Source organism: Bacillus thuringiensis (genome assembly GCF_001182785.1).
Classification (GTDB): Bacteria; Bacillota; Bacilli; order Bacillales; family Bacillaceae_G; genus Bacillus_A; species Bacillus_A thuringiensis_S.
Genome location: NZ_CP012099.1, coordinates 4,658,269 through 4,676,831 on the forward strand (window position 1 = coordinate 4,658,269; position 18,563 = coordinate 4,676,831).

Consider the following 18,563-nt stretch of genomic DNA (forward strand, 5'->3'; position numbering starts at 1 on the left):
GAATAGAAAAAACTATTAAAATAAAAAGTGGGGTAAAGTTTAAATTTTTATTAAATTATTACGTTCTCGTCTTTTGGCAATCGCACTTCAAACATTGTTCTAACTACATTACTCTCAGCAGAAATCGTACCGTTATGTTGCTCGACAATATTTTTCGCAATAAATAGTCCTAGGCCAGTCCCGCCACGGTTCTCAGTTCTTGCTTTATCACCTGTATAGAACATATCAAAAAGATACGGTAAATCTTCTTCCGGAATGCTATCTCCGTAATTCATAATTTGTACGACAACTTCTCCATTATCAACATATCCATTCATATCAACAAATTGCCCATCGTACCCGTAACGAACGGCATTTGTTAATAAGTTTTCAAATACTCTAGCTAACAATTTTCCATCACCGTGCATCGGTAAATGAGGAGCCACGTTTAATCTAGCTTCTAAATGATGTTTTTCTAATAACGGATACAATTCCTCCTCTAACTGTATAAGCAACTCACTTATATCAATCGGCTTTTTATCCAGCTTTAGCATGCCATAATTCATACGTGTAATTTCAAATAGCTCATCAATTAAACTTTCCAGTCTTTGCGATTTTGTATATGCAATTGTGGAGAAATGTTTAATTTGTTCTTTTGTTAAATTTTCATCTTTAAGAATTAAATCTAAATATCCTAACACGGATGTTAACGGTGTTCTTAAATCATGAGCTAAATTCACAACAAGCTGATCTTTACTACTTTCTGCAAAATCTCCTCTTTCAACAGCTTCTTTTAACTTTTCACTTGCAACATTTATTTCACGCGCGATATTTCCAAACTCATCATTTGATGAAACTTGAACTTTATTCGTAAAGTTACCGTTCGCAAGATGATGAATCCCATTAGAAATTTCATCAAAGTATTTTAAATACGGTTTTGTCAAAAAGAAGAAAAAGATAATAGATAACGGAATAAAGAAAATTAAAAAGAAGTTAATGTCTCCAAATTCCCTTACCATTGACCTAAATTGTGCTAAAGGCTCTTCGTAGCGAACCATCTTTTTATAATACAGCTGCAATCCTTTATAAATTATATAAGTTACAGTTGCTGCAAGCACCATACTTAACGCAAATAAGGCAATCATTTTAAATCGAAAGCTTTTCATCATATTAGCCATTGAAAGTATAACCTACTCCCCACACTGTTTTTATTAATTTATCCTTTCTTTTATCTTCTCCAAGTTTCTTCCGCAAAGTACGAATATGTACCATTACTGTATTTCCACCTTCATAATAATCATCTGCCCATACGTGCTGAAAAATATTTTCCACATTGTATACTTTCTTCGGATGACTTGCTAATAAATATAGAATATCGAACTCTTTCGGCGTTAATTCAATTTGCTCACCATACACATCAACCGTCCTGCGCTCAGGATTAATTACGACTCCGCCTATTTCTAAAGCAGATTTACTCTCCGCTACTTTCGGGTGATTTAACGTAAAAAACCTACGCAGTTGTGCATTTACACGTGCAACTAATTCTATTGGTGTGAAAGGCTTCGTCATATAATCATCCGCACCTAGTACAAGACCTGTCACCTTATCAAAGTCCGAAGTTTTCGCGCTTAAAAAAATAATCGGCATATGATGTTTCGCGCGAATTTGACGCGTCACCTCATAACCATCCATTTTCGGCATCATAATATCTAAAACTACCAAGTCGATTGGCTTCGTTTCAATAATATGAACTGCCTCTTCCCCATCCGCTGCTTTCACAACATGGTACCCTTCTTTTTCTAAATGTATCTCAATTAAGTCAGCAATTTCCGCCTCATCATCAGCTATTAAAATTGAAATGCGCTTCATTTTACTCCCCCTTTTCATTCCATTTTTATACGCTCGATTGTAAACTAGTCTATCCAATTTGTACAATACAAAAAGGCTACTCGTTAGAGTAACCTTGGTAAATAAAATTATATCAGCGATTTTTCAATTATATCGACCGTAACTCGAATTATATCAGCGATTATTGAATTATATCGACTTACCGACAATGAACGACAAAATCATCTCGCTATTTGCGGGCATCCTAATGAAACTTCCATTTACCGCTCAAAAACAATCCGCTGCTTCGTGATTTCTTCTAGTCTCCCGCGGTCCACCTCATACTCAGCATCAATACTTTGCGGCACCATTACTTTCCCGCCCTCAAGCATCACTTCCGGTGAAATAATATCCCTCTTCCAATGTCTATTAGAAGCAGATATATCACCAGGAATCGTAAAGTTAGGCAATGAGGCAAGAGCAACATTTTGCGCTCGTGAAATCCCCATCTCTACCATACCGCCGCACCAAACAGGGATATTATGCTCCATGCAATAATTATGGATTTGAATAGATTCTGTTAGTCCACCCACTCGCCCTGGCTTAATGTTCACAATTTGGCAGCTGCCAAGCGTAATCGCAACGCGCGCGTCTTCAAAGCTATGAATACTTTCATCTAAACAAATCGGCGTTTCAATTTTCTTTTGCAACTGTGCATGATCAAGAAAATCGTAATCCGCTAACGGTTGTTCAATCATCATTAATTGGAATTCATCTAGTCGTTTCAGCCTCTCTGTATCCGCTAATGTATACGCTGAATTCGCATCTGCCATTAGCGGGATATGCGGAAACTCTTTACGAATCTCTTTCAATAATTCGTAATCATGTTCTGGCTTTATTTTCACTTTAAAACGCTCGTATCCTTCTTCCGCGTACTTCTCGATTTGTTTTAACATAACCGGCGTTGTATCGATCCCAATTACAACGCCGACTTCAATTTCAGGACTAGTTCCGCCAAGTACTGTCGCTAGCGATTTCTTTTGACGCTTCGCATATAAATCCCAAACAGCCCCCTCTATTCCGGCTTTTGCCATTCGGTTTCTTTTTATATGTTGAAATAGACCCGGTACCTCATTCGGATGTGAAATTTCAGCCTTTAATAAATCAGGTAATAAAAAATCTTGCAGTACATGCAGCGCTGTCTTCACCGTTTCTTCCGTATACCACGGTTCAGAAAATGCAACGACTTCCCCAAATCCGATGTACCCGTCCGTATCCTCCAATTCAATAACGATACTCTCGCGCTTTTCGTAAGTCCCGTAGCTTGCAGCGAACGGGATTACGAGTGGCATTTCCGTTATATGAAGTGTCGCTTTTTTTAGCTCCACCTACATCTCCTCCACTAATTGTCTTAGCTCTCGTCTTAACAATTTTTTCGAAGCGTTACGTGGTAATTCCTCTAAGAAACATGCTTTCTTCGGCACTTTATATTTCGCTAATTTCTCCTCACAAAATTGAAGAATTTCTTCTTCTGTTACCGCCCCGCTTTTTACAATAAAAGCAGCTGGTACTTGTCCCCATTTATCGTCAGACATACCGACAACACCTGCTTCCACTATCATCGGATGAGAAAGCAACACTTCTTCAATTTGAGCCGGGTATATATTCTCTCCGCCAGAAATAATTAAATCGCTGCGGCGGTCTAATACGTATAAAAATCCTTCTTCATCTAAATAACCGAGGTCACCAGTATGAAGCCATCCGTTTTGAATTGTCTCACTCGTCGCATCTTCACGGTTAAAATAACCGCCTGTTACGTTCGGCCCTTTTACTACAATTTCACCTTCCGCATGTGGCGGCACTACTACGCCGTCCTTTTCGATGCGAAGTTGGCACTGGAATAGTGGCTTTCCAGCTGATCCTACTTTCGTTAACATGTAATCAGCTGATAACGTACAAATTTGAGACGACGTTTCTGTCATACCGTACGTTTGATACACTGGAATTCCTTTTTCCACACACGTTTCTAATAATGGTTTCGGCGCTGGTCCTCCGCCAAGTAACATGCATCGTAAAGAAGATGGATATGTTCCTTCTCCAAGTCTCTCTAATAAATCAGTTAATATTTTTGATACGACAGAAATAATCGTTACACCTCTCGTTTGAAGTGCTTTATGAATAAAGTCCGCATCATATTTCGGAACGAGTAAAATGCGCATGCCGTACATAATATTTTTCATTAAAAGAGATAGCCCGCCAACGTGGAACATCGGCATACAAGCTAACCAACAATCATCATCACGAAGCCCTAAGTTAAGCGAAGAACCGACTGCGCTTGCCCAATGATTACCGTACGTTAAAATAACGCCTTTCGGTTTCCCTGTTGTCCCAGACGTATAAATAATTGTCATCGCTTCTTCTAAAGAAAATTCCTCTTGTATAGATGCTTCCGCCTTCGGTCCATTCATCACTTCAGCGAATGAATAGACAGGAACATCTTTAGCATCAAAATCTTGATCCGTCACTAAACAAATAACTTTAGCATCATCCATTTGCCAAAGTAGCTCTTCTCTTGAAAGACGCGTATTTAAAAGCACAGCTACTGCACCTACATAAGATAGGGCGTGAATAACTGTAATCATCTCCATACCATTTTTCATCAGAACAGCCACCTTTTGCCCTCGCTTCACTCCAACATACGTAAGGTGTTCACAAACAGATACTACTTTTTCATGTAGCTCCATAAAAGTAACTTTCTCTTCCTCTATTTCAATTGCAGTGCGGTCTGGTGTTAAAAATGCACGCTGCATTAACCAATTTGGCATCGTCTCCATCACTCATTCTCCTTTCATGAAAGAAAGAGACTTGATATGACATCAAGTCTCTTAGTTGTTTTGTTTCCAGTTTGACCTTATCCAGCTACAGCGGCTAGAACAGTCGGCTTCGCTTTCATCAAGGGAAACGAGGGAATTGACCGAAGTCCGGACTGCGTTTTTCTTTGAACGCGTCACGACCTTCTTTTGCTTCGTCAGTTGTATAGTACAATAACGTTGCATCTCCAGCTAGTTGTTGAATACCAGCTAGACCGTCTGTGTCTGCGTTGAATGCAGCTTTTAGGAAACGAAGTGCCATTGGGCTGTTTGCTAAAATTTCTTGTGCCCATTGTACTGTTTCTGCTTCAAGCTCTTCTAATGGTACTACTGTGTTTACTAAGCCCATATCAAGCGCTTCTTGTGCATTGTATTGACGGCATAGGTACCAAATTTCACGAGCTTTCTTGTGGCCTACCATACGAGCTAGGTAACCAGCTCCGTATCCACCGTCAAAGCTTCCTACTTTAGGACCTGTTTGTCCGAATACAGCGTTGTCTGCAGCGATTGTTAAGTCACATACGATATGAAGTACGTGTCCTCCACCGATTGCATAACCTGCTACCATTGCGATAACTGGTTTAGGAATTGCGCGAATTAGACGTTGTAAGTCTAATACGTTTAGACGTGGGATTTGGTCGTCACCTACATATCCACCATGACCGCGAACCTTTTGGTCGCCGCCAGAACAGAATGCACGTCCACCTTCACCTGTTAAAATGATAACGCCAACATTTGCATCATCACGAGCGTGTGCAAAAGCGTTGATTAACTCCATTACCGTTTTTGGACGAAATGCGTTATGTACTTCAGGACGGTTAATCGAAATCTTTGCGATACCATTGTATGTTGAATAAATAATATCTTCGTAATTGCCTTCTTTTACCCATTCAATAGCCATTACAACTACCTCCTTGTATATTTCTGATCTCATCTATAAGTGTGACTTCCTTCTTGCTGAAAAAAGCATCACTGCATAGTTTTTAGAAATCCCTTTACTATTGTATCAAACTTTTCCGGTTGTTCCACATGAATTGCATGGCCAGCACCATGAATTTTGACAATTTTCGCATCAGACACGCATTTTTCGATGTTTTTTAATATGCGAAAGAACTTTTCATCATATTCTCCGTTCATTAAAAGAACAGGCATTTTCAAGTTGTGTAGCTCATCCCACCATGAAGGCTGAGCCCCTGTTCCCATGCCGCGCAAGCTATTTGCAAGTCCTTTTGGATTGTTAGCAAGCCGTTCTTTTCGCACCGCTTCTTGTACGTTTTCTGCTAAACGTTTTTGCGTTTCAAAAAGCGGAATATTTTCCCACATAGAAACAAAACTTTGAACGCCTTCTCGCTCAATTTTATTAGCAAGTCGCTCATCTTTTTCACGACGTTCTTTTCTATCCTCTTCATTTTCGAGCCCAGCTGTACAATTTTCTAATAAAAGAGAATGTACATACTCCGGATATAAACATGCCATCGTAATCGCCAGTCTACCGCCCATCGAATAGCCGAGTATGTGCGCTTTTTCAATATGAAGATAGTCTAGTAGCTCTTTCATTTGCAATGCCACATTTCGGATATCATAATGCGCAACATCTTCAGGACTCTCGGTCTTTCCGTGTCCAACAAGATCTACTACAATAACTTGAAACTGCTCGCTCCATGAAGGGATAAAAGAACGCCACGTTTCCATGCTTCCCGTAAAACCATGAAGAAGTAGAAGTGGTTCCCCGCTCCCGACTACTTCATATTCATACGATACACCTTGCAGCGTTACTTTCATTTTGATTCACCTTGCAAAGATGTAGTAATTACGTCCATCGTTTTTGCCCATAATGTACGGTGCAACGTTAAGTTTCCATCACGGTTTGTACAAATTTCCACAACGTGTAAACCTTTTGCAGTCGTTCCTTTTTGTACCTCTTCTCGGAAGTTTTCCCAACCATTTACACGGCTAAATGAACCACCGTACATTTTGACAACATGCTCATAATCAAGGCCAATTGGTGTTCCAAATAATGATTCGAAATGTTCCTTTTTCTCATATTGCGGTAAGAATGAGAAAATCCCCCCGCCGTCATTATTTACAACGACAATTGTTATGTTTAATTCATGTAATTTCGCTGCTAACAGTCCATTTAAATCATGATAAAACGATAAATCACCGATAACTAATACGAGCGGATTACAAATAATACTCGCTCCTAAAGCTGTCGAAATAATTCCATCAATACCATTTACACCACGATTTGCCATCACTTGAATGTTTTTATCCGATTTGAAGAAGAATGAATCTGTATCACGAATTGGCATACTATTGCTCGCAAATAATGTTGCTCCTTCTGGTAATACGCGTACAATATCCGTAATAACCTTTCCTTCAAATGCAGTATCATATGTTTCTATTTCACGAAGCGTTTCCTTCGTTTTTTCGTTTATATGTTGCCACATTACGAACCAATCATTCTTCTTCATAACTGGCATTTTTTCTATTACTGCCTTGCAGAATTCAATGTCACTTGCTTGCACAACTTCTGTCGCAACAAGAGCTGGATCTCTCCATTGTCCTGATTCATCGACAACGATATGAACTGCTTTCGTTTGTTTTTTTATGAACTGCGTTAATGATTTAGAAACAGGCATACCACCAAAGCGAATTAAAACGTCCGGTTTCCACGTTTCTTTTAACTGTTCATTTCGTAAAAATGTATCGTAACAGTCAATTACCATCGTTTTATCGTGGTGTCCGCTACGAATATTAGAAAGTGGGTCTGCTAATATAGGATAGCCAGTTTTTCCAGCTAATTCTGTGGCAAACATTGCAATTTCCGAATGACTATCATCACCACAAATAATAAGCCCCTTTTCCATATGTGAAAGGCGCCCTACAAGAGAATCTACATATTCACTCGGCATCGTCACGTTTCCTTGCTGAACTACTCCTGTATATTCACTACGTCCTTTATCCCATAAGCTTTCTAGTGAGAAATCAGGGATAAGTGGTTCGCGAACTGGAAAATTAAGGTGAACAGGACCCTGCGGCGCTAAACAAGCACTTGCTACTATGCGCTGCGTCGTCATACGAGCGTAATGATACATCGTTTCACTCGCTTCTGGCAGTGCCATCTCTGTAAATTGCTTCACAAAAGTACCGTATAAATTAAATTGATTCATTGCTTGTGGTGCACCTACATCTCTTAATTCATGCGGTCTATCCGCTGTTAAGACGATAAGCGGGACCCTTGAATGAAAAGCTTCACATACAGCTGGATAGTAATTAGCTGCTGCTGTTCCTGACGTACACAATAATGCTACTGGGCGTTTCTTCGCTTTCGCAATACCGAGCGCGAAAAATCCTGCTGATCTTTCATCTACATGTAAATATGTGTTCATTCCTTCATGTTGTTCCATTAGTAAAGCAATCGGCGTTGACCGTGAGCCTGGACTAATGACAACATCACATACATCTAGACGCGTCAGTTCATCCACGAACGCGCCTAAATAATATGATAATGCTTCTATATGATTGTTCATTTCATTAATTCCTCCAAAGCACCAAGCATCGGTCTAAACTTCAAACTTGTTTCTTCATATTCAAGCTGCGGGATTGAATCAATTACAATACCACAACCGGCAAATAAGGATGCTTTCTCGCCGTTTAATAATCCGCAGCGCAGTGCAACCGCAAATTCACCATTTCCTTCATCATCTATCCAGCCAATCGGTGCACCATACAATCCTCTGTCTAACAATTCAACATCACGAATCAGTTTCATCGCTGCCAAACGAGGTGTCCCGCCAAGAGCTGGTGTTGGATGTAATTCTTCTACCATTGTTAAAAGACTCGCATCGCCTTTTGCTTCTACAGGCGTATATAAGTGAATTAAGTTTTTCGTTGTTAATAAGCCTGGGCTTTCCGGAATATTAACGTATTCGCAATGTTCATTTAGTACGGAGCGAATCATGTTAACAACATAACCATGTTCAGCTAAATTCTTTTCATCATGAAGAAGCTCATTACTATTTCGTTCACTGTCTTCTATAGAATGACCATGACCAGTTGAACCAGCAAGACACATCGAAGTAAACTTCTCATCTTCTTTGCGAATTAACCTCTCTGGCGTCGCTCCTAAGAAGCATGCTCCTTTATAATCAAAAGAAAATACGTAACAATCGGGTTGCCCTATGCGAAGTGCTTCTAAAACGAGTGCAGAATCAATATGATGCTCCATTTCTACTTTTAGCTCCCTCGCTAATACAACCTTCTGTACGTTACCCTGCTTCATCTCATCTTGTACTTTTTCAATTGCTTTCATCCAGCCTTTCGGATCCACTTCTACTTTAGAAATAACAGTTAATTTCGATCCGTTTAGCGCACATTTACTCTCTCCCAAAATTTTCTCTTCTAAAGAAATCATTTCGTTATAAAGAGTTTCTGCACAATCTGTTGCTGAAACAAATGTATTCATCGTTAACCATGCTTTTTCATTTTTTACAGTTAATAAAAATGCTGGTAGTGAAAATGTCGTATCCTTAAATTCTTTCCATAGGTCCGTTTTCTCTTTTTCTGGATCAAATGAAAAACCACCAAATAAAAGCGGACCCGTTCCAAATTCATATTCATCTCTTTGGAGAAATGCATTCTCTTTTACTTTCTCCCACTCGTCACGAGCAGTTTGAAAGCGCTTATGAGAAGAATTTGCTATAGTGAAAACAGAGCCAATTCCTGCCAATATTACATGCTGAGCCGGGTCTGCAAAATAACATCTATTTTCGAATGAAATCCTCTTTCCTGCTGCATAGAACAGAAGCGGATCCACCCAGTCTATTTGTTTTACAAAACTAACCAATGTTTTTTCGTTAGTTGCACGCTTTATGGCTGCAATAAGAACTTCTTGCAAGCCTTTTTGTTTCGTTTGAATCACAATTGTCTCCCCCCTATGGGCGAAAAATAGTCATAATTACGCTTGATTTTAAGATACACCTCAAACGAAAGGCCTGTCAACGTTTAGCATTTCTGAGAAATTCACCTTCTCTTCCTAGAAAATAAACGTTGACACTAAATGATGCTTTTTCTACACTTAGTTTTGTACAATATGTGACCAAAGGAGGATTCAACATGGAAATGAACGTCAAAACGAATTCCTCTCCTACGGCGCCAAAGCCAAGTAAGCAAACAGGCTGGCGCATCTGGTGGAGTTTACTACGTCCCCATACATTAACAGCCGCTTTCGTTCCTGTTTTCATCGGAACAGCATATTCGATGCAGGTCGGAGGTATAAATCAAATACATCTTCCTCTTTTCCTTATGATGCTTCTTGCTTGTCTTCTCATTCAAGCAGCAACAAACATGTTTAATGAATACTTTGATTATAAAAGAGGACTCGATCACGAAGGTTCAGTTGGTATTGGCGGCGCTATCGTTCGCGATGGCATTCAGCCAAAAACAGTGCTTAACTTAGCATTTGGATTTTTCGGCATCGCAATACTATTAGGTGTTTATATTTGTATAAATTCTAGCTGGTGGCTTGCTGCAATCGGTCTTGTTTGTATGGCCGTTGCTTACCTTTATACAGGTGGCCCACTTCCAATTGCATATACACCATTTGGAGAATTGACAGCCGGATTATTTATGGGTGTCATTATTATTGGGATTTCATTCTTTATTCAAACTGGCACTGTAACATCAGAGGTCATTTTACTATCTATTCCAAGCTCCATTTTAATTGGTGCCATTTTACTAGCTAATAATATTCGTGACTTGGATGGCGATAAAGAAAACGGTCGTAAAACGTTAGCAATTCTCGTTGGACGGGAAAGAGCTGTTGGTGTACTTGCTTCGATGTTCATCGTTTCCTACATTTGGACAATTGCTTTAATTATCGTGGGCATCGTATCACCATGGATGCTTATCGTATTTTTAAGTGCACCGAAAGCATTTAAAGCGACAAAAGGCTTTATCGGCAAAAGCATTCCAATGGAAATGGTACCTGCGATGATTGCAACAGCAAAAACAAATACAATCTTCGGTTTCCTAATGGGAATCGGATTATTACTTGGATACTTTCTATAAAAGGAGCTGCTTATGCGGCTCCTTTTTCATATCTGAAATTCATCTCATAATTCCTACTCTCAACGCTCATACTATGTAAAGAAACTGAATTGTAGGAAGGTGGACGACTATGTTAACTCCACAACAAATAGGTCAATTTAAATCCATTTTAGAAAAACAAAAACAAGAACTGGAACAAACGATACAGACTCATGAAAATACAGATCGTGCTTCTGAACGTGATTCAGTAGGAGAACTGTCTAGCTATGACAACCATCCAGGTGATATGGCTACAGAATTATACGAACGAGAAAAGGATTTCGGACTCATCGAATTTTGGCATAAACAACTAGATGATACAAAACATGCTCTGCAAAAAATTGAAGCTGGTACGTACGGCATTTGTGAAGTATCTGGCGTGGAGATTCCATTCGAAAGATTAGAAGCAATGCCTACTGCTACAACATGCGTTCAGCACGCGACAAATAAATTAAATATGGATACGCGTCCAGTTGAAGAAGAAGTATTGTCCCCTTCTTTCCATAAGCACGATGAAGACTATTCTGTCGAGTATGACGCGGAAGATGCATGGCAAGACGTCGCAAATTACGGAACGTCTGAAACACCGTCTGATTTAGAAAGACAAGATTCAAAAAACTATAATGGCATGTATATAAATAGCGAGGAAAATGTGGGATACGTAGAGGATTTCGAAAACTTCATCGGCACGGATATGTACGGGAAAAATCCACAAGTTTTCGCCACAGAGGAACATGAAGAATATGAACAAATGCTTGATGACTTTGAAGAGCGTACCTTTAAGGGCGAATTATCTTCAAATGAATCTAGTTCCAAAGAATAAAAAAAAGCATTCCGAAAATCGGAATGCTTTTTATCGCTAGCTAATTAGTTTTTTGTAACGTTAGCTGCTTGTGGTCCGCGGTTTCCTTCAACGATTTCGAAAGAAACTTCTTGACCTTCTTCTAAAGTTTTGAAGCCGTCGCCTTGGATAGCTGAGAAATGTACGAATACGTCTTCTCCGCCTTCAACTTCGATGAAGCCAAAACCTTTTTCGCCGTTAAACCATTTAACTTTACCTGTTTGCATGTCATGTACCTCCTAAATAAAAATGAAACTATGAATCCACATGAAAAGGTGGATATAAAGGACATGAATGTATAACAAGCTTACAGCCTTTAATACAACGTGCTTTATTTCCGTACCACATTATGTAGCTCAATAGTGCTTTCACTATATCATGCTATATCGAAAACGTCAAATGAGAACACTTTCATTACATCATTTTTTATAATCCTAGTATAACCTTAAATTTTCATTCTATTTTTATTCAAAAATTAACAAAAATACAGTACTCTAATTCTTTTAACTTCTGTACAATATAATTACTACATATTTATGAGGTGAAAAAATGCAAGCACATGAAATCGAGTATAAGTTATATGGCGATGATATGCAGTTTGTTGAAATTGAATTAGATCCAAAAGAAAGCGTTGTCGCAGAAGCTGGCGCAATGATGATGATGGAAGATTACATTGAAATGGAAACAATCTTTGGTGACGGTTCTGGCCCATCTAACGGTTTATTCGGCAAATTAATGGGCGCTGGTAAACGTCTCGTTACAGGCGAAAGTATGTTTATGACTGTATTTACAAATACAGGTCACGGCAAACGCCACGTCTCATTTGCTGCTCCTTATCCTGGTAAAATTATTCCTGTAGATTTAACAGAATATCAAGGAAAAATAGTTTGTCAAAAAGATGCCTTTCTTTGTGCCGCAAAAGGGGTTTCTATCGGAATTGAATTTACGAAAAAAATAGGAACTGGTTTCTTCGGCGGTGAAGGTTTTATCATGCAGAAACTTGAAGGTGACGGCCTTGCTTTCATGCACGCAGGCGGAACTGTATATAAACGTGAATTAAAACCTGGTGAGAAACTTCGCATTGATACAGGTTGTCTCGTTGCCATGACAAAAGATATTAACTATGATATCGAGTTCGTTGGAAAAGTAAAAACAGCTCTATTTGGCGGTGAGGGTTTATTCTTCGCAACATTAGAAGGTCCTGGAACAGTTTGGATTCAGTCCTTAACACTTAGCCGATTAGCAGCACGCCTTACAAGCCCAGCAGCGCAAAGTACTGGTGAAGGTAGTGTATTAGGTGGACTTGGTCGTTTATTGGATGGGAAAGAGTAAAAAGGGCCCTTATGCGGGCATAGCCATCGACTAATAAAATACTACAATTAAAACACCCTTGCTTGCAGTAATGAAGTGAAAGGGTGTTTTAATTTACGTCTACAAACGAGAAAAAGCAGATGAAATAAAGTAATAAGGTTTACTTCAGTAAAATAAGGTATATTATATTTGTTGAATAGATTCTCTTTAAAGACAAGAAAAGTAGGTGAACAAAGTGGGAAAATATCAATTGGATTCCAAAAGTCAGGTAGCTGTGGCAAAGTTTCATGAAAAACAGAAGCCTGCCAAATTTGATAAAAAGCAGCAACTTGAACAATTGCGTGCGGAGTATTTGAAAAAAAAGCAAAAACAAACAGATAAATAATACGTTTCGTTTCCCGAAATTTTCGGTATATAATGCGAACAAACAAAAGAAAATAGGTAATTCATCGTTCAAATATATACAGGCTATTTTTTCAAACCTCTTACTTATGTAACTAACGCATGCGTTAGTTCATTAAGAATAACTAAAAAAGTCGATTCCTTAAGATGGAAAAGAGTAAACAGTGCCCTTATCAGGCACTGTTTTATTTTGACATTATTCGTCGATAAGTCTATATAATTTCCTCCACTGATTTAGATAAGCAATACAAGCTACTTCCCTCCTCCAAAAGCATGAATCAAGTTCCTCACTGCATATATTAAACTATACCTTTTCTTAAGGAGGGCTTCCTTAATGCGTACTCCTTTATCCTTTGATAAAGACACTGCCATACTGTTAGCTTCTTGTTGTGAGTTAACGTATGAACAATATAAACAAAATGGTATTTTCGAAATACCAGATGGTTTTCAATATGTACAAGGTTTTCAAGGAAAGGCCATTCAAACAACAGAATGGTTCGGGTTTATATTAGAATCTGAGGATACAATTATCGTTGCCTTTAGGGGCACTCAAACAGACCCAGATTGGATTATTGACTCTCTCGTCAATCAAAAACCTTATCCTTATGCTTTAAATGGCGGAAATGTCCATCACGGATTTCTCTCTATTTATGAGTCTTGCCGTGATTCTATTATGGATATGCTCGTATCATTGCCAGCACATAAAAAACTGCTAGCTACTGGGCATAGTCTAGGTGGCGCGCTTGCCACATTACACATATTAGATGCGCGTATAAATACTGCCTTCGCGCAATATGGACTTTATACATTTGCTTCTCCAAAAGTAGGAGATATCGCTTTTCGAAATTATTATAAACTACAAGTAGCTAGTAGTTTTCGTTTCGTCAACTTGTTCGATGTCGTTCCACTTCTCCCTCCCCGAAACATAAATTTCAATGATCATGATTGGGAGTATGCACACGTTCATCACAATATGACATTTACAAAAAACACAAAATCCATTACAAATAATCATTCCATTACAACATACAAAACATGTCTGACTTCTCATTTTTAACCAGTAAACAATTGGAAATAAAATATTCGTATACTATAATACTCTATGAAGTTATTTTTGGATGAGGGGACCTTACATGTTAAAATTTATCTTCACACTTTTTCTTATTGTAATTTTTACGGTCACAGGTTTCTTTACATTTTCATACTTTGCGACAGGAGAGTATGATGGGGCAGGTATCATATATACCACTGTTCCATTTCTTTCTTAAGCAAAATAAATAAAACGAGCTTAATTTTATTAAGCCCGTTTTATTTATTAATATCCATTTTTGTTGGTAAATCGATAATATATCTCCCAATATAGCAACTTCTTTAAAACTGTTTAACTGCATTACCAATACCCCAAATTTCATTGCTGTACTGCAAAATCGTTCGATCACTCGCAAAATGACCAGACTGTGCAATATTTAAAATCGACATTTCTAGCCACTTTGTTCGGTTCTCATAAGCTCTACCGACAGCTTCTTGTCTTTCAGCATATGGGCCAAAATCTCGCAGAACGAAATATTCATCATTTTGAATAACAAGAGAATCGTAAATCGCTTCAAATTCAGCTCCCGATTGTGCAAAGAAACCATTTGTTAATTGATCAACTACTTTTTTAATGTGCCTATTGTGGTGATAATAATCACTTGCACGATATCCACCATTTTGATAGTAATGAAGAACCTCTTCCGCTGTTAAGCCGAAAATGAAACAGTTATCATCACCGACCCGGTCTTTTATTTCAATGTTAGCTCCGTCTAGCGTTCCGAGTGTAATTGCACCATTCATCATAAATTTCATATTACCTGTTCCCGATGCTTCTTTACTCGCCGTTGAAATTTGTTCACTTACATCCGCTGCCGGGAATATATCTTCCGCTAAAGAAACTCGGTAGTTTTCTAGAAAGATAACTTTCATATATTGACTGACGTACGGGTCATTATTTACTTTTCTTGCGAGTTCATTTATTAATTTAATAATTTTTTTCGCGTAATAATAGCCAGGTGATGCTTTCGCTCCAAAAATAAAAGTACGCGGATAAAATGTAAAACTAGCATCCTCTTTCAAACGGTTATACAAATATAAAATATGAAGAACATTTAATAATTGTCGTTTGTAAGCATGTAATCTTTTCACTTGCACATCAAAAATAGAATTTGGATCAATCGTAATCCCCATTGTATTATGAATGCGCTCCGCTAAAATCTCTTTACGCTCTTGTTTTACCTCTGCAAATTTCTCTTGGAAACTAGCATCATATTGAACTGTTTGCAACGATTGAAGCTTAATTGGTTCTTTCTTCCACTCTGTTCCAATCGCCTCTGAAATGAGATTTGTTAGCTGTGGATTTGCTTTCATAAGCCAGCGCCTATGAGCAATTCCATTCGTCTTATTATTAAACTTATCTGGATAAAATTCATAAAACAATCGCATTTCCCGCTGTTTTAATATTTCCGTATGAATTTTTGCTACACCGTTTACGCTATGGCTACCGACAATTGCTAAATGAGCCATTTTCACAAGATCATGCGCAATAATTGCCATGTCTTCAATGCGATGCCATTCATAAGGATAACGTTCCCAAAGTTCATGACAGAAACGTTCATTAATCTCTTCAATAATCATATAAATTCTCGGTAATAACGGTTTAAAAATGTGAATTGGCCACTTTTCGAGCGCTTCTGATAACGTCGTATGATTCGTATAAGAAATCGTCTGCGTCGTTATGTGCCAAGCTTCTTCCCATGTTAACTTTTCTTCGTCTAGTAAAATACGCATCAGTTCTGGAATTGCTAAAACCGGATGTGTATCGTTAATATGAATCGCAATTTTTTCATGTAGTTGACGAAGGTCACCATATCTTTCTCTATGCATTCGGACGATATTTTGTAAACTTGCTGATACGAGGAAATACTGTTGTTTTAAACGAAGTATTTTCCCCTCATCATGCGTATCATCTGGATATAAAAACTCCGACACAGCCTCTGTTTCGCGCTTATATTTCAAAATATCTTTGCAGTTTTGCGGGAAAGGAACTGGTTCAGCATTCCAAAGTCTAAGTGTATTTACAGTACTCGTCTCATAGCCTACTACCGGCACATCATATGGCACTGCCATAATGACTTCTGCGTTTGTATGCCTAAACTCTAAACGCCCGTCAATTTCTAGCGGTTCAACACTGCCGAAATAACTTACTTCCACAGCTTGATCATGCCTTCTTACTTCCCATACGTTTTCATGAAGAAGCCACTGTTCTGGAAATTCAACTTGATAACCATCAACAATTTTCTGATCAAACAACCCATGTTTATAACGAATTCCACAGCCGTGTCCTGGTAAGTTTAAAGATGCAAGTGAATCAAGAAAACAGGCCGCTAAGCGTCCAAGGCCACCATTACCAAGGCCTGCATCTGCTTCCACTTCTTCTAACTCTTGCAACGAAATCCCTAGTTCAGATAAACCCTGCTCGCAAACATCTCTAATACCTAAATTCAAGATGTTACTTCCAAGCAAACGTCCAAGCAAAAACTCAATAGACAAGTAATACATTTGCTTTTGCTCTCCGGATCGATAACTCTCATTCGTTGCAATCCATTGACTATTCATATACTCACGTACCATATGGCCGAGCGTATTATATTGATCACGAGTTGTAGAATCTTTGAAACTTTTCCCATACATCGTCTCTAACTTTTCTAGAAAAGTTGATTTAAAACTTTCAACATGAGTAAACATTTTTTCACCACCTACATGTTATTCCATGAGACTTTTATACAATTCCTTATAAGCAAGAGCCGATTGCTCCCAGCTATAATCTTCAGTCATCGCTTGTTTTACAAGTTGCTCCCACACTGGTTTATCGTGATAAAATTCAATTGCACGGTGAACCGTATGCAGCATGTCATGTGCATTAAAGTTCGTGAAACTGAAACCATTTCCTTCGCCTGTTTCTTCATCATAAGAATGTACCGTATCGTTTAATCCACCTGTTTCTCTTACAATTGGAATCGTACCGTACGCTAATGCGATAAGTTGTCCAAGTCCACACGGTTCAAACAGCGATGGCATTAAAAACAAATCGCTTCCCGCATACACTTGGTGCGCTAATTCTTCATTAAATCCGATATAAACTTTTACCTTCTCTGGATACTCATATGCCATCCACTCAAAGAATTGCTCATATTCCGAATCACCTGAGCCTAAAATAATACATTGTACATCTTCTTCCATTATTTCGCGGAATACAGTGCGTACTAAATCAAGACCTTTTTGCTTCGTTAATCTCGTTACCATTGAAATAATTGGTGTATCCTCTTTTTCTGGCAAACCAAAATAACGCTGCAAAGCGCGTTTATTTTCACTCTTTTCATATAATGACTCTGCATCATACTGAGCCTTAATATACGAATCCGTTTCTGGATTATATACGCTCGTATCAATACCATTTACAATGCCGCTAAGCTTATCATTATATTTTCGCAGTAATCCATCTAACTTCTCACCGAAAAATTCATATTGAATTTCTTCTTTATACGTCGGGCTCACCGCTGTAATTTGATCCGAAGCGATAATACCGCCTTTCATAAAGTTTATGTTTCCATAAAACTCTAGCTGCTCACTATGAAAATATTCATCACCAAGCTCTAACAAGTCGTACATCACTTCAGGAGGAAATACGCCTTGGAACTGCAAGTTGTGAATCGTATATACCGTTTTAATACGCTCATATAACGGGTTATCTTGATACTTTTCACGAAGTAAGAAATTAACCATAGCCGTATGCCAATCGTGGCTATGAAGAACATCCACTTCAAAATCAAGATGTGGAATACACTCTAACACTGCTTTTGAGAAATAAGAAAAACGCTCCCCGTCATCATAATGACCATACAGAGAATCTCTCTTAAAATAATATTCATTATCTATTAAGTAATACGTAATTCCGTCTTGCTCACCTTTTAAAATTCCACAATATTGATTTCTCCACCCAAGCGGGACGTTAATTACTTTATGTAACGTACATCCATCTCTTAACTTTTGCGGAATGAGGCTATAATTCGGAAGTATAATACGAACGTCCACTCCTAATTTTTTCAGCTCTTTTGGGAGCGCACCCGCTACATCAGCTAATCCTCCCGATTTCACAAACGGTACACATTCTGATACTGCAAATAAAATATTCACTTGTTGTCCCACTG

17 protein-coding genes are annotated in these 18,563 nt (G+C 38.4%); 6 read left to right on the forward strand and 11 right to left on the reverse strand.

Translation table 11 applies throughout. From position 1 onward, the window contains the following. Positions 1-50: 50 nt before the first annotated feature. The 8 genes from AC241_RS24095 to AC241_RS24130 all read right to left on the reverse strand — a co-directional run bounded on the left by AC241_RS24095 (position 51) and on the right by AC241_RS24130 (position 9,600). On the reverse strand, positions 51-1,157 hold the full coding sequence (locus AC241_RS24095) for a sensor histidine kinase (protein WP_050844630.1): 1,107 nt from the start codon (positions 1,155-1,157) through the stop codon (positions 51-53). Continuing rightward, a complete protein-coding gene (locus AC241_RS24100; RefSeq protein WP_048564352.1) occupies positions 1,150-1,848 on the reverse strand; it encodes a response regulator transcription factor in 699 nt (232 codons plus the stop codon). The genes AC241_RS24095 and AC241_RS24100 overlap by 8 nt, the downstream gene beginning before the upstream one ends. 239 nt (positions 1,849-2,087) lie before the next feature. After that, positions 2,088-3,194, reverse strand: a complete 1,107-nt coding sequence (gene menC, locus AC241_RS24105) for an o-succinylbenzoate synthase (RefSeq protein WP_050844631.1) — start codon at positions 3,192-3,194, stop codon at positions 2,088-2,090. Further along, positions 3,195-4,640, reverse strand: a complete 1,446-nt coding sequence (locus AC241_RS24110; RefSeq protein WP_050844632.1) for an o-succinylbenzoate--CoA ligase — start codon at positions 4,638-4,640, stop codon at positions 3,195-3,197. It abuts the gene before it with no gap. A gap of 118 nt (positions 4,641-4,758) precedes the next feature. Continuing rightward, the gene (gene menB, locus AC241_RS24115) at positions 4,759-5,577 is read right to left on the reverse strand and encodes a 1,4-dihydroxy-2-naphthoyl-CoA synthase (RefSeq protein ID WP_016079909.1); all 819 of its coding nucleotides are present in this window, start codon (positions 5,575-5,577) and stop codon (positions 4,759-4,761) included. A gap of 68 nt (positions 5,578-5,645) precedes the next feature. Beyond that, the gene (gene menH / locus AC241_RS24120; RefSeq protein WP_048564349.1) at positions 5,646-6,458 is read right to left on the reverse strand and encodes a 2-succinyl-6-hydroxy-2,4-cyclohexadiene-1-carboxylate synthase; all 813 of its coding nucleotides are present in this window, start codon (positions 6,456-6,458) and stop codon (positions 5,646-5,648) included. Next, the gene (gene menD / locus AC241_RS24125) at positions 6,455-8,209 is read right to left on the reverse strand and encodes a 2-succinyl-5-enolpyruvyl-6-hydroxy-3-cyclohexene-1-carboxylic-acid synthase (RefSeq protein WP_050844633.1); all 1,755 of its coding nucleotides are present in this window, start codon (positions 8,207-8,209) and stop codon (positions 6,455-6,457) included. The genes menH and menD overlap by 4 nt, the downstream gene beginning before the upstream one ends. Continuing rightward, complete coding sequence (locus AC241_RS24130) at positions 8,206-9,600, reverse strand: isochorismate synthase (RefSeq protein WP_050844634.1); 1,395 nt, start codon at positions 9,598-9,600, stop codon at positions 8,206-8,208. The genes menD and AC241_RS24130 overlap by 4 nt, the downstream gene beginning before the upstream one ends. Positions 9,601-9,794: 194 nt before the next feature. On the opposite strand from AC241_RS24130, the gene AC241_RS24135 reads away from it, so the two are divergent. Next, positions 9,795-10,748, forward strand: a complete 954-nt coding sequence (locus tag AC241_RS24135; protein WP_000425766.1) for a 1,4-dihydroxy-2-naphthoate polyprenyltransferase — start codon at positions 9,795-9,797, stop codon at positions 10,746-10,748. A 109-nt stretch (positions 10,749-10,857) separates the two neighbouring features. Next, the gene (locus tag AC241_RS24140) at positions 10,858-11,589 is read left to right on the forward strand and encodes a yteA family sporulation protein (protein ID WP_043935180.1); all 732 of its coding nucleotides are present in this window, start codon (positions 10,858-10,860) and stop codon (positions 11,587-11,589) included. A 44-nt stretch (positions 11,590-11,633) separates the two neighbouring features. Here the strand turns inward: AC241_RS24140 and cspD are convergent, their stop codons facing one another. Continuing rightward, positions 11,634-11,834 (reverse strand): cold-shock protein CspD, encoded by a 201-nt coding sequence (gene cspD, locus AC241_RS24145; protein WP_001193052.1) that lies wholly within the window; start codon positions 11,832-11,834, stop codon positions 11,634-11,636. A 322-nt stretch (positions 11,835-12,156) separates the two neighbouring features. Here cspD and AC241_RS24150 point away from each other — a divergent pair, with 322 nt between their 5' ends. The 4 genes from AC241_RS24150 to AC241_RS35730 all read left to right on the forward strand — a co-directional run bounded on the left by AC241_RS24150 (position 12,157) and on the right by AC241_RS35730 (position 14,588). Next, positions 12,157-12,939: a TIGR00266 family protein gene (locus AC241_RS24150; RefSeq protein WP_001147844.1), complete on the forward strand. Its 783-nt coding sequence runs from the start codon at positions 12,157-12,159 to the stop codon at positions 12,937-12,939. Between the two features lie 214 nt (positions 12,940-13,153). Next, positions 13,154-13,303 (forward strand): hypothetical protein, encoded by a 150-nt coding sequence (locus tag AC241_RS34905; protein ID WP_000521642.1) that lies wholly within the window; start codon positions 13,154-13,156, stop codon positions 13,301-13,303. Positions 13,304-13,654: 351 nt separating this feature from the next. After that, positions 13,655-14,377 (forward strand): lipase family protein, encoded by a 723-nt coding sequence (locus AC241_RS24160; RefSeq protein WP_043935178.1) that lies wholly within the window; start codon positions 13,655-13,657, stop codon positions 14,375-14,377. 76 nt (positions 14,378-14,453) lie between these two features. After that, positions 14,454-14,588, forward strand: coding sequence for a hypothetical protein (locus AC241_RS35730; protein ID WP_016079902.1), 135 nt, complete (start codon positions 14,454-14,456; stop codon positions 14,586-14,588). Positions 14,589-14,691: 103 nt separating this feature from the next. On the opposite strand, the gene glgP is transcribed toward AC241_RS35730, so the two are convergent. Continuing rightward, complete coding sequence (gene glgP, locus AC241_RS24170; RefSeq protein WP_000494103.1) at positions 14,692-17,100, reverse strand: glycogen phosphorylase; 2,409 nt, start codon at positions 17,098-17,100, stop codon at positions 14,692-14,694. Between the two features lie 18 nt (positions 17,101-17,118). Continuing rightward, positions 17,119-18,549, reverse strand: coding sequence for a glycogen synthase GlgA (glgA, locus tag AC241_RS24175; RefSeq protein WP_029948456.1), 1,431 nt, complete (start codon positions 18,547-18,549; stop codon positions 17,119-17,121). Positions 18,550-18,563: the final 14 nt, after the last annotated feature.